The sequence below is a fragment of the Pseudomonas sp. CFBP 8772 genome (genome assembly GCF_014841665.1).
GTDB classification, from domain to species: Bacteria; Pseudomonadota; Gammaproteobacteria; order Pseudomonadales; family Pseudomonadaceae; genus Aquipseudomonas; species Aquipseudomonas graminis_B.
The window spans coordinates 671,675-689,567 of record NZ_JACYUI010000002.1; the positions used below are offsets into that span (position 1 = coordinate 671,675).

A 17,893-nucleotide genomic window follows, 5' to 3' on the forward strand; every position below is an offset into this window, starting at 1 on the left:
AAGACAACAGGCGGGCGTACCCGCCTGCCTGTCGAGTTACTTCGTCAGCTCGGCTTTTGCGGCTTCCAGGCCAGGTTTTCCGTCCACGGTGGTGACACCCGCCAGCCAGGTGTCGAGTACTTGAGGGTTGGCTTTCAGCCACGCTTTGGCGGCCACTTCAGGCTTTTTCTTGTCGTCGAGGATATTGCCCATCAGCGCGCTTTCCATTGGCAGGGTGAAGGACAGATTCTTCAACAACTGACCGACGTTGCTGCACTCGGTGGTGTAGCCCTTGCGCACGTTGGTGTAGACGGTGGCTTTGCCGAAGTCGGGGCCGAAGAAGTCATCGCCGCCGGTGAGGTATTTGATCTTGAATCGGGTGTTCATCGGGTGCGGTTCCCAGCCCAGGAACACCACGTCGGTGTTGCGTCGCGAGGCGCGGTCGACCTGGGACAGCATGCCCGCTTCGCTTGACTCGACGACCTTGAAGCCTGCGTCTTTCAGGCCGAAGGCGTTCTTGTCGATCATGCTCTGGATCAGGCGGTTGCCGTCGTTGCCCGGCTCGATGCCGTAGATTTTGCCGTCGAGTTCTTTCTTGAATTTGACGATGTCGGCGAAGTCGTGAAGCCCCTTGTCGTACAGCGCCTGGGGAACGGCGAGGGTGTACTTGGCGTTCTCAAGGTTGGCGCGGACCGTTTCGACGGTGCCGGCGTCGCGGTAGGCCTTGATGTCGTTTTCCATGGTCGGCATCCAGTTGCCGAGGAAGATGTCCATGTTCTTGCCATCGGCCAGCGACTTGTAGGTCACGGGCACGGAAATCATCGTGGTTTTGGTTTTGTAGCCCAACGACTGCAGCACGACGCTGGTGACGGCGGTGGTCGCCGTGATGTCGGTCCAGCCCACATCGGAAAAATTGACCATCTGGCAAGCGGCGGGCTCTGCGGCCTGGGCCAGGATAGGAAGACTCAGCGCAACGCCCAGCAACAGCCTTTGTGAACCTTTCATGTTGGACTCCTTTGGTGTTTTCTTCTCGGCATCAACCGCAGCTGATGCGTTTTCTGGTGTCGGCGAGTCAAGTTGGGAAAACAGCTCCATCACTGCGTCTGGCGATTGAGTCGACAACGATCATGTAACAGGGAAAAACAAACGCCTACAGGGGGCGTCGTATCCAGTACACAGGGCGTCGTATCCAGTATCAGTGACGTCGCTTACAGGTTTTTTCCCTGCTCGCCGAATGATTCCCGGGACAAAAGCAGAGTGACGATACGGCAAAAAGTGCCGGAATCGGCAGCCGATCGTGTTCAGGTATCGGTTAAAGCAGACGCGACGTTGGTGGGCATGGGTGAGTCGGTGTGAGACGCCGCCTCGTAAAACAAAAGGCTGATGATGCCGCCATCTCGATGGATCGCTGCTTGAGCGTAGCAGCTCCGTCGCCGGCCGCGCGGCGCGCCGGGAGCCCTGTTTTCGGAGGTTTGCGGTTAATGGCTATCAGCGTGTTCGACCTGTTCAAGATCGGTATCGGCCCCTCCAGCTCACACACCGTCGGCCCCATGCGCGCTGCCGCGTTGTTCGTCCAGGGCCTGCGCGAACGCGATCAACTAGAGCAGGTGAGTCGCGTTGAAGTGCGGCTGTATGGCTCGCTGTCGGCAACCGGCGTCGGCCATGGCAGCGACAGCGCGGTGATCATGGGCCTGATGGGCGAATGGCCCGATGCGATTGATCCCGGGCTGATCGGTCAGCGCATCGCCGAACTGCGTGAGACCGACACCTTGAAGCTCAACGGCGATCACCCGATCCCTTTCGTCTGGCAGCGCGACATGTTGCTCATCGACGAAAACCTGCCGTTCCATCCCAATGCCATGACTCTGGTCGCGTTCAATGAGCACGGCGAATTTCATCGCGACACTTACTACTCGGTGGGCGGCGGTTTTGTCGTCGATGAAGCCCAGGCCGCCAGTGGCGTGCTGGATCGCGACGAAACCGTGCTGCCTTACGATTTCTCCAGTGCCGATGAGCTGCTGGTGCTCTGCGAAACACACGGCTTGCGAGTCTCGCAGCTGATGATGGAAAACGAGAAGGTCTGGCGCAGCGAAGACGAAATCCGTGCCGGGCTCATGCACCTGTGGCGTGCCATGCAAGCGTGCGTCGAGCTGGGCCTGAAGCATGAGGGTATTTTGCCGGGCGGCCTTAACGTGCGTCGTCGTGCAGCGCGTCTGCATCGCAGCCTTCTGGAATTGAACAAGCCGAACGTGATTGGCTCGACGTTGAGCGCGATGGAGTGGGTCAACCTGTTCGCGCTGGCGGTCAACGAAGAAAACGCGGCGGGAGGTCGCATGGTCACGGCGCCCACCAATGGCGCGGCGGGGATCATTCCGGCGGTGCTGCATTACTTCGTCAAATTCAGCGACGAGGTCAGCGAAGCCAACGTGGTCGACTACCTGTTGGGCGCCGCGGCCATCGGCATTTTGTGCAAAAAGAATGCATCGATATCCGGCGCCGAAGTCGGCTGCCAGGGCGAGGTCGGTTCGGCGTGCGCCATGGCGGCGGCCGGGCTGGCGGACATTCTGGGTGCCACGCCCGAACAGCTGTGCAACGCGGCTGAAATCGGTCTGGAACACAACCTCGGCCTGACCTGCGATCCGGTGGGCGGACTGGTTCAGGTGCCGTGCATCGAGCGCAACGCCATCGCTGCAGTGAAGGCCATCAATGCCGCGCAAATGGCCCTGCGCGGCGACGGTCAGCACTTCATCTCGCTGGACCGCGTCATTCGCACCATGCGCGACACCGGCGCCGATATGCACGACAAATACAAAGAGACGTCCCGCGGCGGGCTGGCGGTCAGCGCCGTCGAATGTTGAGTCGGTAACGCCAGCGCCCGGGACAGCCCCGGGACAGGAGCAGGTGCATAAGAGCCGCCTGCTCGCTTTTCGCCCACGCCCCACTGAGCCCGCTACGTTTTGGCGCGCGCTCACTCTTGAGCTGGCGGGATGCCATCCGTACCCATGGTCCAACGCCGACTGTCGATCACCCCGTGCATCGGGTGACACTCCCGGACCGCCCGCCGATTCGATGGTTCACACAAGTGCTACGGAATTGCTCATCCCGCCCGCCGCGCCTGCGCCCCAGCCGTTCCGGGGGTCGCGATTTGAATCGTTGTGTCGCTCCCGAATAGACGCTTCGCGACGTCGCAATCGGGAGTTATTGAATGCCCATTCAACTTTAGGCATGGCATTTGCGTTGCAATGACCAAGCTCTCCGCAGATGAGGGCGATACAACGAGAGCCTCTGCTGAGGCCTTCAACCGTTTTACGCGTGAGGAGAAGTGTGATGACTACGTTCAACTCCGGGGCTCAACCCCAGAACCGTGCGCCCCAATCCATCGGCTTCCTGCTGCTGGACAACTTCACACTGATCTCCCTCGCGTCAGCGGTCGAGCCACTGCGCATGGCGAACCAGCTCTCGGGCCGCGAGCTGTATCGCTGGACCACACTGACGGCGGATGGCGGCCAGGTCTGGGCCAGCGACGGCCTGCAGATCACCCCGGACGCCGCCATGCACAAAGCACCGGTGCTTGACACCGTGATCGTCTGCGGTGGCGTCGGCATTCAGCGCACCGTGACCCGCGAACACGTCAGTTGGCTGCAAAGCCAGGCGCGCCAGTCCCGTCGTCTGGGCGCGGTGTGCACCGGCAGTTGGGCACTGGCCTGCGCGGGCTTGCTGGACGGTTTCGATTGCAGCGTGCATTGGGAATGTCTGGCCGCGATGCAGGAAGCTTTCCCCCGCGTCGCCATGAGCACGCGGCTGTTCACCCTCGACCGCAACCGCTTCACCAGTTCCGGCGGCACCGCGCCTCTGGACATGATGCTGCACCTGATCAGCCGCGATCATGGCCGCGAATTGTCCGCCGCGATCTCGGAAATGTTCGTCTACGAACGCATCCGCAACGAACAGGACCACCAGCGTGTGCCGCTCAAGCACATGCTCGGCACCAATCAGCCGAAGCTGCAGGAAATCGTTGCGCTGATGGAAGCCAACCTCGAAGAACCGATCGATCTGGATGAGCTTGCCGTGTACGTCGCCGTGTCCCGGCGTCAGCTGGAAAGACTGTTCCAGAAATACCTGCACTGCTCGCCGTCGCGCTATTACCTCAAGCTGCGCCTGATCCGCGCCCGCCAGTTACTCAAGCAAACGCCGATGTCGATCATCGAAGTGGCCTCGGTCTGCGGCTTCGTGTCCACGCCGCACTTCTCCAAATGCTACCGCGAATACTTTGGCATTCCGCCACGGGACGAACGCGTCGGCTCCAATACCACGCAGCAGGTGGCAATGCTGCCGATCCCGCAGTCGATCGTTCTCGCACCGTTGTCAGGCCCGCTGTCGGCGCTGAGTCAGGCGCGTAACGAGTCGACGTTTGCGAGTGTGCGGTTGTAATACCGCGGCTGGTACGCAAAGTACGGCCATCACACCTGTGAGTCTGTCCGGGGAGCTCTTCCCCGGCAGAACATGCCCGCCCGGCGTATTTCCTGCCAGTTAGATTGATTCGAAATAGCTCCCCGTCCTGAATGATCGCTCCGGTCAGTTCTGAATGACGGAATCAGGCCCCTGCGGCAAAAGTAGCTAAATTCAAAAAACCATCTCGGTGGCACTGTCATTTCTGACAGTTTTCGTGAGTCGATAGCGCGCGTATAAAAACTTCCACACCCTTAAGGCCTTCGTTGGTTAAGGAATTGGTTTGTGGCAAGGAGCGCTCATCATGAAACTGTCCGTCCTGCTTTTATCCATTGCGCTGGTCTGCGGTTGCACCAGTCAAACAATGCCTCCTCAGAAGAGTCAGAGCGTTAATACATTAGATGGCCCGGCGGTGGCGGCGGCCATTCAGGCGAACTATCAGGACACTCGGCGCAACTGCGGCAGTGAGTCGATGCCGGCGTTTTTATGCTCGGGTGTATTGCTCAGGGCTACTAATGAATCCTTCGACTATCATGCGTGGAACCCCGTACCAGGGAAGCAGGGGGTGTCGTTCTCCTACCTGCGTAAAGACGCGAATTTCGATCACCTGGCCGGCAACATCGACAATGGATTTATCCTCTACCCCACCTTCGCGGCCCCTGCTGGCAAGGACCATCTGCAAGTGCTCTGTTCTTTTCCCATAGATGGTTTCACCTGGATACGGGCTCAGCCGGGTTGCGGCGAAAGCACCCAGTACCCCGGCGTGAGCAAGCGCTGCCAATCGCAGGGCATCTCGACCGCAGAGCAGTGGAAGGCTCATTTCGATAAAGGCCCTTCAGGTGCAAGTCAAAATAATATTTACGGGTATGTCTGTTCATTCGATGTGCGAGATGCGATGAACGAGTTGGGAGCGGAGTCGTTCTATCAATCCCTGCAAGCCATGCACTTGGTGCCGGCCAGTTTGCCACACCGTTATAACGAAATAATGGTTCAGGCATGGGCACAGAACATTCCGACCCGACTTCCCATTCAGGCGTTCTTTTATACAGCGTCGAGTGGGTTGAAGGGCGCAAGGCATGATCAGTGGGATTTCTTCAGGAGTACGGGCGGTGCGTTCATGCCGATCGTTCATATGGCGCTGCCCGCTGCGTCTACAGGAAGCGCCAGTTTTGTGTATTCCCCGGCGGATCAATATTGCCAGCCCGGTGCAACGACCTGCCTGTAACTGGCGTTATGTAGATGACCGTCTTAATGCATGGACTAACGTGGAATGTCTTTGTTGTATGCCGCCAACGCGGGCAACAACTGCTGATCAATCGCCTGGCGCACGGCCGGCAGGATCGTCGCGCTGCCGCTCAGCAGTTTCTCCACCAGCTTGCGCAGTTCGCGGGCGCGATCGTCATTCAGTCCGCGCACCGCCTGGGCGCACGCCTGTTCGGCGCTGAGACCGGAAGGCACGTCTAAACCGATCGCCCTGAGCTGGCTGATCAGGTCGTCCTGGTCGATGAGGTCTGCGTGCATCATGACGTGCGCTCCGTTTTTTCAGATTGAACCGATTCTGGTCGCGCCGATGGTGGCTCGGCAAGTGTCGAGGTTGCGGATGTCTGGCATACACATCACCGTGTCGTTTTCGGCTATGTAACTGTTTAGTTCATTTGGCATAATCCGATCACTTACATTGCGCGGGGTACGGTTTGGTCACCCTCTGGCCCGCGAAAATGCCTCACCCCGGTTTTGTAACGGCTTAACCGGGGATTTTTTTGCCTGTCGTTTGGGCTCCTCCGGTTGTCAGGGCATGAGCGGTCTGCGCAGCTTCAGCTGTTTTGCTAAACTCCGCAGCCTTCCAGGAGCCGCCATGAACTACCGCCACGCCTTCCACGCCGGCAACCACGCCGACGTTTTCAAACACATCGTTCTGACTCGCTTGATCGCACTCATGTCGCGCAAGGAGCAGCCACTCGCTTACCTCGACACCCACGCAGGCATCGGCCTGTATGACTTGCAGGGTGATCAGGCCACGCGCACCGGCGAGTGGATCGAAGGCATAGGTCGTCTCTGGGATGCCGATGACGTGCCTGACATGGCGGCTGGTTACATCGACGCGATCCGCCACATGAACCGCAAGACCGGTGAACTGCGTTATTACCCGGGCTCTCCCGAACTGGCCCGCCGCGTGACCCGCGAGCAGGACCGCGTGCTGCTTAACGAAAAACACCCGGAAGACGGCGCGCTGCTCAAAGACAACATGAAATACGACCGCCGTGTCGCCGTGCACCTGGGAGAAGGCTGGCACGTGCCCCGCGCGTTGTTGCCGGTTCACGAGAAGCGCGCGGTGATGCTGATCGATCCCCCGTTCGAGCAGCTCGACGAGATGAAGCGCTGCTCCGTCGCCCTCAAGGAAACCATCGCACGGATGCGCCAGACCGTCGCCGCCATCTGGTACCCGATCAAGGACCAGCGCGCGCTCAAGCGCTTCTATCAGGACCTGGCCGAAACCGGCGCGCCGAAGCTGCTGCGGGTCGAGTTGTTCGTGCATCCGCTGGACACGCCCAACAGCCTCAACGGCTCCGGCCTGGCAATCGCCAATCCGCCTTGGGGGCTGGAAGAGGAGCTGCGCGAGTTGATGCCATGGCTGGCGAAGAAGCTTGGCCAGACCCAGGGTGACTGGAAGATGGATTGGCTGATTGCGGAGTAACCACTCCTGATTTCCACGGCGTGACGGCTGGCCTCTTCCCGGCTAAAGCCAGTCCTACAAGGGTTACGCGCGGTGTTAGTAGGACCGGCTTCAGCCGGGAAGAGGCCAGTGGCAACACCTTCAATTCCGCGGAGTGACAGCCGACACCTTCCCGGCTAAAGCCAGTCCTACAAGGGTTACGCGCGGTGTCAGTAGGACCGGCTTCAGCCGGGAAGAGGCCAGCTGCAGTACCCTCAGTTCTGCGGCGTGACGACCGACGCCTTCCCGGCTAAAGCCAGTCCTACAAGGGTTACGCGCGGTGTTAGTAGGACCGGCTTCAGCCGGGAAGAGGCCAGTGGCAACACCCTCAATTCTGCGACGTGACGACCGACGCCTTCCCGGCTAAAGCCAGTCCTACAAGGGTTACGCGCGGTGTCAGTAGGACCGGCTTCAGCCGGGAATAGGCCGGTTGCAGCGCCCTCAATTCCGCGGCGTGACGACCGACGTCTTCCCGGCTAAAGCCAGTCCTACAGTGGTACGCGCGGTGTCAGTAGGACCGGCTTCAGCCGGGAAGAGGCAGTTGCAACACCCTCAATTCTGCAGCGTGACGACCGACGCCTTCCCGGCTAAAGCCAGTCCTACAAGGGAAACGCGCGGTGTCAGTAGGATCGGCTTCAGCCGGGAGGAGGCCAGTGGCAACACCTTCAATTCCGCGGCGTGACAACCGACGCCTTCCCGGCTAAAGCCAGTCCTACAGGGGTACGCGCGGTGTCCGTAGGACCGGCTTGAGCCGGGAAGAGGCCAGTGGCAACACCCTCAATTCTGCGGCGTGACGACCGGCGTCTTCCCGGCTGAAGCCAGTCCTACAAGGGTTACGCTCGGTGTCCGTAGGAACGGCTTCAGCCGGGAAGGGGCCAGCTGCTGCACCCTCAATTCTGCGGCGTGACGACCGACGCCTTCCCGGCTGAAGCCAGTCCTACGATGGTTACGCGCGGTGTCAGTAGGATCGGCTTCAGCCGGGAAGAGGCCAGTGGCACCACCTTCAATTCCGCGGCGTGACAACCGGCCTCTTCCCGGCTAAAGCCAGTCCTACAAGGGTTGCGCGCGGTGTCAGTAGGGCCGGCTTCAGCCGGGAAGAGGCCAGTTGCAGCGCCCTCAATTCTGCGGCGTGACAACCGGCGTCTTCCCGGCTAAAGCCAGTCCTACAAGGGAAACGCGATCTGTCAGTAGAACCGGCTTCAGCCGGGAAGAGGCCGGTTGCAGCGCCCTCAATTCTACGGCGTGACAACCGGCGTCTTCCCGGCTAAAGCCAGTTCTACTCGAGCACCCATTCACAACCCCACAATGGATAGTCCTCCCTCTGCCTGACCAGACCTGCCCGTATTGGGTTATTCACGACGTAGCGAGCCATCTCGACGAGGTCCTCTTCGGCCCTGACCCCGTGATCGTGATAACCCTTCTGCCATGTGAGTGTTTTTGTGCCGTGAGCCTTGTTCACTGCGAAGGCACTTCTACCCTTCAGTGCTTGCATGAGCGTGGGCAGCAATCCTGACTTGAGCTCGAACAGCCAATGCAGATGGTCGGGCATAACTACCCACGCCATCGAGTGCACAAGGTCTGAGGAATGCAGGTGCTCCATTTCCGCGACGACCCTGCGAGCTATCTGAATATCACTGAATATAGGCAGGCGATTCTTGACCACAGAGGTCACGAGATAGACGTTCCCTGGCTGGGAGGCTCGACCGATGCGCAGAGACCGAGCATGTTTGAGTTCCTGCATTCCATTGCTCCTCTTCGTGTGAGGGCAAACAATAAAGGCAGAAAGCGGATTCAAGGATGGCGAGTGATTGTCAGAAGATTTCTGGCGGCCGGTGATGTTCAGTAGGACCGGCTTCAGCCGGGAAGAGGCCAGTTGCAGCACCCTCAATTCTGCAGCGTGACGACCGACACCTTCCCGGCTAAAGCCAGTCCTACAAGGAATACGCGATCGATCAGTAGGACCGGCTTCAGCCGGGAAGAGGCCGGTATAAACGCCATCAAATTTGCGGCGTGACATCCGGCGTCTTCCCGGCTAAAGCCGGTCCTACAATGGTTACGCGCGGTGTCATGGATGTCAGCGGTTTTGGCTTAGTTCCCCGCCAGACTCGGCGGCATGCAGACGCCGGTGCCGCCAATACCGCAGTAGCCCTGGGGGTTTTTCGCCAGGTATTGCTGGTGATAGGCCTCGGCGAAGTACACGGTGGGCGCCTGGTCGATCTCGGTGGTGATTTCCCCCAGGCCGGCCTTGCTCAGCTCGGCCTGGTAAACCTCGGCGCTGGCCTTGGCCGCCTGCAGTTGATCAGGCGTTGTCGCATAGATCACCGAGCGGTATTGCGTGCCGATATCATTACCCTGACGCATGCCCTGTGTCGGGTTGTGCAATTCCCAGAACATCGCCAGCAGTTGCTCATAGCTGACCTTCGCAGGTTCGTACACCACGAGGACCACTTCGGAGTGGCCTGTCAGCCCCGAGCAGACTTCTTCGTACGTCGGGTTCGGCGTGAAGCCGCCCGCGTAGCCCACGACGGTGCTGACCACACCCTCTTGCTGCCAGAAGCGCCGTTCAGCCCCCCAGAAGCAGCCCAAACCGAAGATCGCGAACTCAACGTCGTTGAAGAACGGCCCAAGCAGAGGAGTGCCGTTGACGAAATGGGTTTCGGGCAGGGCCATGGGGGTTTCGCGCCCTGGCAGTGCCTGCTGAGCGGTGGGGAGAGCGTTTTTATTCACAAGAATTTCCGAGCGCAAAACCATGAGGCACATCCTCTCTGGGGCAGGACAACCAACATGCGTTGTCAGTGAAAACCGTATATGGGGTCAGAATCGGCTGATGCAAATGCAGGGCGGCAAGTGTGCCGCACTGGTGTGATGCGGGGAAGGGGGTCAGGCCAGTGGGCCACGCGGGTAGCGACGCAGCTTCTCGATCAGCTCTTCGCCAGGAATCGGTTTGTCGAACAGATAGCCCTGACCCACATCGCAACGATGGCGACGCAGGAACGCCAGTTGTTCCGCCGTCTCGATGCCTTCGGCGACCACGGTCAACTTGAGGTTGTGGGCCATGGCGATGACCGCCGAGGTGATTTCCATATCGTCCTGATCATCCGGGATGTCCCGAATGAAGCTGCGGTCGATCTTGATCACGTCGATGGGGAATTTCTTCAGGTAGCTGAACGACGAATAACCCGTACCGAAATCATCCATCGCCAAGGTCAGGCCCAAGGTTTTCAGCGACTCAAGTTGCAATCGCGTGTCCTCGGTCGCTTCCAGCAGCAAGCCCTCAGTCAGTTCCAGTTCCAGCAGGGACGGGTCGAGCTGTTCGTCACGCAGAATGCTGGCCAGCGACGAGACCAGCTCCGGATCGGAAAACTGCTTCGGCGAGACGTTTATGGCCACATGCAGCTTGCCGTAGCCGGCAGCAGTCAGTTGCTTGCTCATGCGGCAGGACTGACGCGCGACCCATTTGCCGATCGGGATGATCAGGCCGGTCTCTTCGGCGACGCTGATGAACTGGTCCGGGCGGATCATGCCTTTTTCCGGATGATTCCAGCGCAACAGCGCTTCCATGCCCAACAAGCGGCCGCTGCGCAAGCATAGTTTCGGCTGGTAGAAGACTTCCAGTTCGTTCTGCGTCAGCGCGCGGCGCAGGTTGTTCTCGACGAACAGCTTGTAGCTTGCTTCGGCGTTCAGCGCTTCAGTGAACACCTGCACCTGATGCTTGCCGTTGGCCTTGGCCTTGTGCAGCGCCAGGCCGGCGTTCTTCATCAGCGTCTGCGGGTCGCGGCCATGGATGGGGGCGCAGGCGAGTCCGACGGAGCCGGTCACGCTGATCAACTGATTGTCGACGAACATCGGCTTGTCCAGCGTGCTCAGCACTTGGCTGGCAACGCGTTGGCCTTCTTCGGGACTGGTGTCGTCGAGCAGTACAGCGAATTCGTTGCTGGCGAAGCGCGCCAGAATGCCGGTCGGGCTCAGGCTGTTGCGCAGACGACGGGCGAGGCTGATCAGCAGCTTGTCGCCGGTCTGGTGGCCGAGGCTATCGTTGATGCGTTTGAAGTTGTCGATGTCCACCAGCAAAAGACTGATCGGCGTTTCGACGTCGCGGGCAAAGTGCTCGTCCAGGGTGCGGATGAACGCCGGACGGTTGCCCAGACTGGTCAGATTGTCGGTGTACGCCAGGCGCTCGATCCGCTGTTGGGAGAGCTTGGCCTGAGTGATGTCTTCGTAGATGCCGATGTAATGGGTCAGCTCGCGGTTATCCCCGTACACCTTGGAAATCGACAGCTGGCCCCAGTACGGTTCCAGGTTTTTGCGTCGGCTCTTGAACTCGCCCTGCCAGCTGTTTCCGTTGACCAGGCTGGAGTTCGCATCGAGCAGCAGCGTGCTGAGATTCTCCAGCGCCGGAAGCTCCGAGAGTTGCTGTCCGTGGACTTCCTCGGCGGGGTATTGAGTGATCTCGGTGAAGCTCGGGTTGACGTACTCGACCACGCCGTCCCGATTGACCAGCAAAAACGCATTGGCGCTCTGCTCCACGGCACGCTGAAACAGGTGCAGGGCGCTGGTGGCGGTGCGGCGGTTGTGGTTGTTGATCGCATGGGCAAACTGATCGGCGAGCTCACCGGCAAAAGCAATCTCATCGGACTGCCATTCCCGTGGCATACCGGTTTGCTCGAGGCACAGCACGCCCACCACCTGGCCATCGATGCGCACAGCAGCGTCGAGAATGGCGGTGATGTCCTGGGTTCGCAGTCGCTGAACCAGCTCGCGCGTGCGCGGGTCCTGCTCGACATCGTTGACGTCGATGGCGCGGCTGGTGTGCAGCACGTCCAGATAGCTGGGAAATTCGCTGATATCTATCGCGCCGGTCTTGGGGAATGTGCTGGTATCGCGGCGATACTCGGCAATCGGCTCAAGGGTTTTGCCGTTGAGGTTCCACAGGCTGGCGCAGGAGATGTTGTAGATCTCGCAGGCGCTTTTGGTGATCAGCTCCGCCGCTTCCTGCAGCGAATTGTTCGAACTGTAACGATGGCGCGCCAGGCGCAGGATCAGGCTTTGCTGCGCGCGGACCCGCTCCAGATGCAGCAACTGTTCGTGCTGGGCCCGTTGATTGAGTTCCAGCGCGATCTGCAGGCGGGAGTTCTGCACCTCCAGATCGGGGCTGATGATCAGTTGGCCGGGCTCGACCTGCCCATCGACCACCATCAGGTAACCTCGCAGCAGATGCCGATTGTGTTGCTTGTACCCTTCACCAATCTCCACCAGACCCAATGGGCCGCGCGCCGTGTGCAGGGTGTAGCGGATCAGGTAATGGGCGCTGCCCGCCAGCTGCATCTGCACGGCGTCGTGCAATTGATAGCGCGCTTCGGGCTCCATGAGACTGGCGTAAGGCGTACCCACCAGCGCGCAGAGTTCGACGGCAGGCATGCTGAAGTGCTTTTCGCAGTTCGGGTCCAGGTACAGCATGGCCCAGCTGGGTTCATTCAGCCGCTCGAAACGCAGCATGCCGAGCCGCGAGGGCACCGGTAGTTGCGTCACGACCTCGGCCGCCGGTCTTCCGGCAGCATCAGGTTGGCTTTTCATGGAAGGAACTCGCTTTCAGGGTGCTGTCGCGCGGGCAAGGAGCCCGTCTTTAAGTCGCGTGCCGCAAGGTTGCATCATGGCGCACGGGCTGACAAGTGAGCGCGATGGCTTAGTGCTATAAATCTGTCGGCAGACGGTTGATTTACTGGAGGTAATTGGTCGGATTGTCGGGGTGAGGGTCAAGCGGCTGGTGTTTGTGCATGATCAGCTATCGGCAGCGCGACCGAATACTGTAGGAACTTGTTGCCGTGAATGAGTGCTTTTCAAACGGCAAAAAAAGCCCCGCCAGTGAGCGGGGTTGAGGTACGAGCGTGGCAGCTCGTTAAACCTGGCGCTGAACGGGGGCGCTGAACGGGGACAGATTCATTTACGGTGGAGCGTTGTAAATAAATCAGTCCCCTTTACCGTCCGTTGGCGGCTTAGAGCAGAATTGTGCGGATGTCCGCCAACAATTCGCTCAGACGCTTGGTAAAGCGTGCAGCAGCGGCGCCGTTGATCACGCGGTGATCGTAGGACAGCGACAGCGGCAGCATCAAGCGCGGCTGGAAAGCCTTGCCGTCCCAGACCGGTTGCATGGTGGCCTTTGACACGCCAAGGATCGCCACTTCCGGCGCGTTGACGATCGGCGTGAAGCCGGTCCCGCCAATGTGACCCAGGCTGGAAATGGTGAAGCAGGCGCCTTGCATGTCGTTGGCCGACAGCTTTTTGGAGCGCGCTTTCTCAGCCAGCTCAGCTGCTTCGGCCGCCAGTTGCAGCAGGCTCTTCTGATCGACGTTCTTGATGACCGGGACCAGCAGCCCTTCCGGTGTGTCCACCGCGAAACCGATGTTGAAGTATTTCTTGCGAATGATCGCCTTGCCACTCGGTGCCAGCGAACTGTTGAAGTCCGGCAGCTCCTTGAGCATGTGCGCGCTGGCCTTGAGCAGCAGCGGCAGCACGGTCAGCTTGACGCCGGCTTTTTCGGCGACGGCTTTCTGCGCGATACGGAAAGCTTCCAGGTCGGTGATGTCGGCCTGGTCGAATTGCGTGACGTGCGGAATGTTCAGCCAGCTGCGATGCAGACCGGTTGCGCCCAGCTGCATCAGACGCGTCATCGGCACTTCTTCGGTTTCGCCGAAACGGCTGAAATCGACTTCCGGAATCGGCGGGATGCCCATGCCGCCGGCAGCGCCGCCAGCAGCAGGCGCGTCCTTGGACTTGGTCATGATCGATTTGACGTACGCCTGCACGTCTTCTTTCAGCACACGGCCGTGAGGGCCGGTTGCCGAAACAGCGTTCAGCTCGACGCCGAACTCGCGAGCCAACTGACGAACCGCCGGGCCAGCGTGAACCTTGGCGCCATTGTTCGCAGGTGCAGCGGCAGGTGCAGGAGCGCTTTCAGCTTTGGCAGCCGGTGCGGGAGCAGCGGCAGCCGGAGCAGCCGTTTCTGCCTTGGCCGGAGCCGGTGCAGCTGCCTGAGCAGGCGCGGCAGCCGGTGCAGCACCCGCCACTTTCAGTTTCAGAATCAGGTCGCCAGTGCCGACTTCGTCTTCAACCTTGACGCTGATGCTTTCGACAATGCCTGCGGCAGGAGACGGGATCTCCATCGAGGCTTTGTCGGATTCCAGAGTGATCAGGGATTGATCAGCTTCAATGCTGTCGCCCACTTTGACCATCAGCTCGATGATGCGAGCCTTGCCCGACGAACCGATGTCCGGAACGTGAATATCCTGGACCGTATCCGACGCAGCAGGTGCAGCCGCTGCGGCAGGGGCTGCTTCGGCTTCGGCTGGCTTCTCGGCTGGCTTATCAGCAGCAGGGGCGGGCGCGGCGGCAGCAGGTGCAGCAGCAGGCTCGGCCGCCGCTTCGCCTTCCACTTCCAGCTCAAACAGTTCGTCGCCTTCTTTCAGACGGTCGCCCAGCTTCACTTTCATCGCCTTGATGACACCGGCTTTAGGCGCAGGGATTTCCATGCTTGCCTTGTCCGACTCCAGCGTCAGCACGCTCTGGTCAGCTTCGATGCGATCACCGACCTTGACCATCAACTCAATGACTTCACCTTCACCGTTGCCGATGTCGGGTACCCGAATTAACTCACTCACAATGTCTCTCCTTAGGAGAACCTGTTCCTCGACTGCGCTGATTCATCTGCGACGAAACAGCCTGGATGCTCATTTACCGAAGTAAATTCCGCATCGGCGGCTGTTTCGCGCACATTTCAGCGCTCTATTCGATCGTTACGCAGACCTTAGCAGTCCAGCGGGTTGCGCTTTTCAGGATCGATGCCGAACTTGGCAATGGCTTCCGCCACGACCTTAGGTTCGATATCGCCGCGATCGGCCAAGGCTTCCAGGGCGGCCAGCGCCACGAAGTGACGGTCAACTTCGAAGAAGTTGCGCAGCTTCTTGCGGCTGTCGCTACGGCCGAAGCCGTCGGTGCCCAGAACTTTGTATTCCTTGGTCGGAACCCACTGACGGATCTGGTCAGCGAACAGTTTCATGTAGTCGGTCGAAGCGATCACCGGACCTTTACGGCCGTTGAGGCATTCTTCAACGTAGCTCAACTGTGGCTTCTGGCCGGGCTTCAGGCGGTTGCTGCGCTCTACGGCCAGGCCGTCGCGACGCAACTCGTTGAAGCTGGTGACGCTCCAGACGTCCGCGCCAATGTTGAACTGCTCGCGCAGGATCTTCGCCGCCTCGCGCACTTCACGCAGGATAGTGCCCGAACCGAGCAGCTGTACGTGGTGTGCGGCTTCCTTGGTGTCTTCTTCGAGCAGGTACATGCCCTTGATGATGCCTTCCTCGGAACCGGCCGGCATGGCAGGTTGCGTATAGGACTCGTTCATCACGGTCAGGTAGTAGAAGACGTCCTGCTGTTCTTCGAACATCTTCTTCATGCCGTCCTGAATGATCACCGCCAGCTCGTAGCCGTAGGTCGGATCGAAGGTGCGGCAGTTCGGGATGGTCGAAGCCAGGATGTGGCTGTGGCCGTCTTCGTGCTGCAGACCTTCACCGTTCAGGGTGGTACGACCGGCGGTGCCGCCAATCAGGAAGCCACGGGTGCGGCTGTCGCCTGCGGCCCATGCCAGATCGCCGATACGCTGGAAACCGAACATCGAGTAGAAGATGTAGAACGGAATCATCGGCTGGTTGTGGCTGCTGTACGAAGTACCTGCAGCGATGAACGAAGACATCGCACCGGCTTCGTTGATGCCTTCCTCGAGGATCTGACCTTTCTTGTCCTCGCGGTAGAACATCACTTGTTCTTTGTCGACCGGCTCGTACAGCTGGCCTACGGACGAGTAGATGCCGAGCTGGCGGAACATGCCTTCCATACCGAAGGTACGGGCTTCGTCCGGAATGATCGGAACGATGCGCTGACCCACTTCCTTGTCCTTGACCAGTTGGGTCAGGATGCGGACGAAGGCCATGGTGGTGGAGATTTCGCGGTCGCCGGAGCCATCAAGGATCGCCTTGAGGGTTTCCAGTGGCGGGGTCGGCAGGCTGAAGCTCTGCGCGCGACGCTGTGGCACGAAGCCGCCCAGTGCAGCGCGACGCTCGGACAGGTAGCGCGCTTCGGCACTGCCTTCTTCCGGCTTGTAGAACGGCAGGGCTTCGAGCTGATCGTCTTTGATCGGGATGTCAAAGCGGTCACGGAAGTGACGCAGGCTGTCGACATCGACCTTCTTGGTGTTGTGCGCGGTGTTTTTCGCTTCACCGGCGCCGGTGCCATAACCCTTGATGGTCTTGGCCAGAACCACGGTCGGCTGACCCTTGTGGTTCACCGCTGCGTGGTACGCCGCGTAGACCTTGTACGGGTCGTGACCGCCACGGTTGAGTTTCCAGATTTCGTCGTCGGACATATCCGCAACCATCGCCTTGAGTTCTGGCGAGTTGAAGAAGTGTTCGCGCACGAACGCGCCGTCTTTGGCTTTGTAGTTCTGGTATTCGCCGTCGATGACTTCGTCCATACGACGTTGCAGGATGCCGTCGACGTCCTTGGCCAGCAGTGGGTCCCAGAAACGGCCCCAGATGACTTTGCTCACGTTCCACTGAGCACCGCGGAACACGCCTTCCAGCTCCTGGATGATCTTGGCATTGCCGCGAACCGGACCGTCCAGACGTTGCAGGTTGCAGTTCACGACGAAGATCAGGTTGTCGAGCTTCTCGCGACCGGCCAGGGCGATGGCGCCCAGGGATTCCGGCTCGTCGGTCTCGCCGTCGCCCAGGAAGCACCAGACTTTCTGCTTGCCTTCAGGGATGTAACCGCGGTGCTCCAGGTACTTCATGAAGCGCGCCTGGTAGATCGCCTGAATCGGACCCAGACCCATGGAAACGGTCGGGAACTGCCAGAAGTCTTTCATCAGCCACGGGTGTGGATAAGACGACAGGCCGTTGCCATCGACTTCCTGACGGAAGTTGTTCATCTGGTCTTCGGTGATACGGCCTTCCATGAACGCACGGGCGTAAACGCCTGGCGATGCGTGACCCTGGAAGTAGATCAGGTCGCCGCCGTGTTCGTCGGTCGGGGCCTGGAAGAAGTAGTTGAAGCCGATGTCGTACAGGGTTGCACTGGAAGCGAAGCTGGAGATGTGGCCGCCCAGATCCGGGTCGCCGATGTTGGTCTTGACCACCATCGCCAATGCGTTCCAACGTACCAGCGAGCGAATGCGGCGTTCCATGAACAGGTCGCCAGGCATGCGTGCTTCGTGGGTAACGGGGATGGTGTTGCGATAAGGCGTGGTGATGGCGTAAGGCAGTTGCGAACCACTTCGTGTGGCCAGCTCACCCATACGGGTCATCAGGTAGTGAGCACGGTCTTCGCCTTCTTTGTCGAGAACCGATTCCAGGGCGTCCAGCCATTCCTGGGTTTCGACGGGATCGAGGTCTTGCATGGCTTGCTCCAGGGCGGAAAGGCTTCCAGAATCGGTTGCCTGAGTTTGTTACGACTGGCCTTGTGGGCAGACGATGTAAATTCTTGGATGGCCGGATGGGTTCCCGGCGTTGTGTAGTTTTACTACAAATCTTGGGCTAATTCAGCTTTTTGACTTGTATATACAGTAGTAAAACTACAGCGCAGCGATGTTTTCGCTCGTGTTGCAGTGTCCGATAAAGCAGTGTTGTCGGTGCAAAAATCTGACGAATCGCCTGATATAACCTGCTGGCAGCCAAGAAACGCCAGCCATCAGCAATTTTTAAC

At 59.7% G+C, this 17,893-nt stretch carries 11 protein-coding genes; 4 read left to right on the plus strand and 7 right to left on the minus strand.

The window, feature by feature from the left end; all coding sequences use genetic code 11:
- Positions 1–36 precede the first annotated feature (36 nt).
- Positions 37–984 (minus strand): choline ABC transporter substrate-binding protein, encoded by a 948-nt coding sequence (locus IFT99_RS06680; RefSeq protein WP_074892161.1) that lies wholly within the window; start codon positions 982–984, stop codon positions 37–39.
- A 476-nt stretch (positions 985–1,460) separates the two neighbouring features.
- Here IFT99_RS06680 and IFT99_RS06685 point away from each other — a divergent pair, with 476 nt between their 5' ends.
- From IFT99_RS06685 to IFT99_RS06695, 3 genes are all read left to right on the plus strand, one after another.
- On the plus strand, positions 1,461–2,837 hold the full coding sequence (locus tag IFT99_RS06685; protein WP_192130968.1) for an L-serine ammonia-lyase: 1,377 nt from the start codon (positions 1,461–1,463) through the stop codon (positions 2,835–2,837).
- Between the two features lie 469 nt (positions 2,838–3,306).
- Positions 3,307–4,410 carry a choline metabolism transcriptional regulator GbdR gene (gene gbdR / locus IFT99_RS06690; RefSeq protein ID WP_065987867.1) on the plus strand — a complete coding sequence of 368 codons (1,104 nt, stop codon included), beginning with the start codon at positions 3,307–3,309 and terminating at the stop codon, positions 4,408–4,410.
- A gap of 322 nt (positions 4,411–4,732) precedes the next feature.
- Positions 4,733–5,653, plus strand: coding sequence for a halovibrin HvnA (locus tag IFT99_RS06695; RefSeq protein ID WP_192130970.1), 921 nt, complete (start codon positions 4,733–4,735; stop codon positions 5,651–5,653).
- A gap of 35 nt (positions 5,654–5,688) precedes the next feature.
- On the opposite strand, the gene IFT99_RS06700 is transcribed toward IFT99_RS06695, so the two are convergent.
- Positions 5,689–5,952, minus strand: coding sequence for a hypothetical protein (locus IFT99_RS06700; protein ID WP_065987865.1), 264 nt, complete (start codon positions 5,950–5,952; stop codon positions 5,689–5,691).
- A 331-nt stretch (positions 5,953–6,283) separates the two neighbouring features.
- Here IFT99_RS06700 and IFT99_RS06705 point away from each other — a divergent pair, with 331 nt between their 5' ends.
- Positions 6,284–7,123 (plus strand): 23S rRNA (adenine(2030)-N(6))-methyltransferase RlmJ, encoded by an 840-nt coding sequence (locus IFT99_RS06705; RefSeq protein WP_192130972.1) that lies wholly within the window; start codon positions 6,284–6,286, stop codon positions 7,121–7,123.
- A 1,294-nt stretch (positions 7,124–8,417) separates the two neighbouring features.
- On the opposite strand, the gene IFT99_RS26670 is transcribed toward IFT99_RS06705, so the two are convergent.
- The 5 genes from IFT99_RS26670 to aceE all read right to left on the minus strand — a co-directional run bounded on the left by IFT99_RS26670 (position 8,418) and on the right by aceE (position 17,588).
- Positions 8,418–8,882, minus strand: a complete 465-nt coding sequence (locus IFT99_RS26670; RefSeq protein ID WP_065987863.1) for an REP-associated tyrosine transposase — start codon at positions 8,880–8,882, stop codon at positions 8,418–8,420.
- 347 nt (positions 8,883–9,229) lie between these two features.
- Positions 9,230–9,892 carry a peptide-methionine (S)-S-oxide reductase MsrA gene (msrA, locus tag IFT99_RS06715; RefSeq protein ID WP_192130974.1) on the minus strand — a complete coding sequence of 221 codons (663 nt, stop codon included), beginning with the start codon at positions 9,890–9,892 and terminating at the stop codon, positions 9,230–9,232.
- A 129-nt stretch (positions 9,893–10,021) separates the two neighbouring features.
- Complete coding sequence (locus tag IFT99_RS06720; protein WP_192130976.1) at positions 10,022–12,715, minus strand: putative bifunctional diguanylate cyclase/phosphodiesterase; 2,694 nt, start codon at positions 12,713–12,715, stop codon at positions 10,022–10,024.
- Between the two features lie 419 nt (positions 12,716–13,134).
- Positions 13,135–14,796 (minus strand): dihydrolipoyllysine-residue acetyltransferase, encoded by a 1,662-nt coding sequence (gene aceF / locus IFT99_RS06725; protein ID WP_192130978.1) that lies wholly within the window; start codon positions 14,794–14,796, stop codon positions 13,135–13,137.
- A 146-nt stretch (positions 14,797–14,942) separates the two neighbouring features.
- A complete protein-coding gene (gene aceE / locus IFT99_RS06730) occupies positions 14,943–17,588 on the minus strand; it encodes a pyruvate dehydrogenase (acetyl-transferring), homodimeric type (RefSeq protein ID WP_065987859.1) in 2,646 nt (881 codons plus the stop codon).
- Between the last annotated feature and the right edge of the window lie 305 nt (positions 17,589–17,893).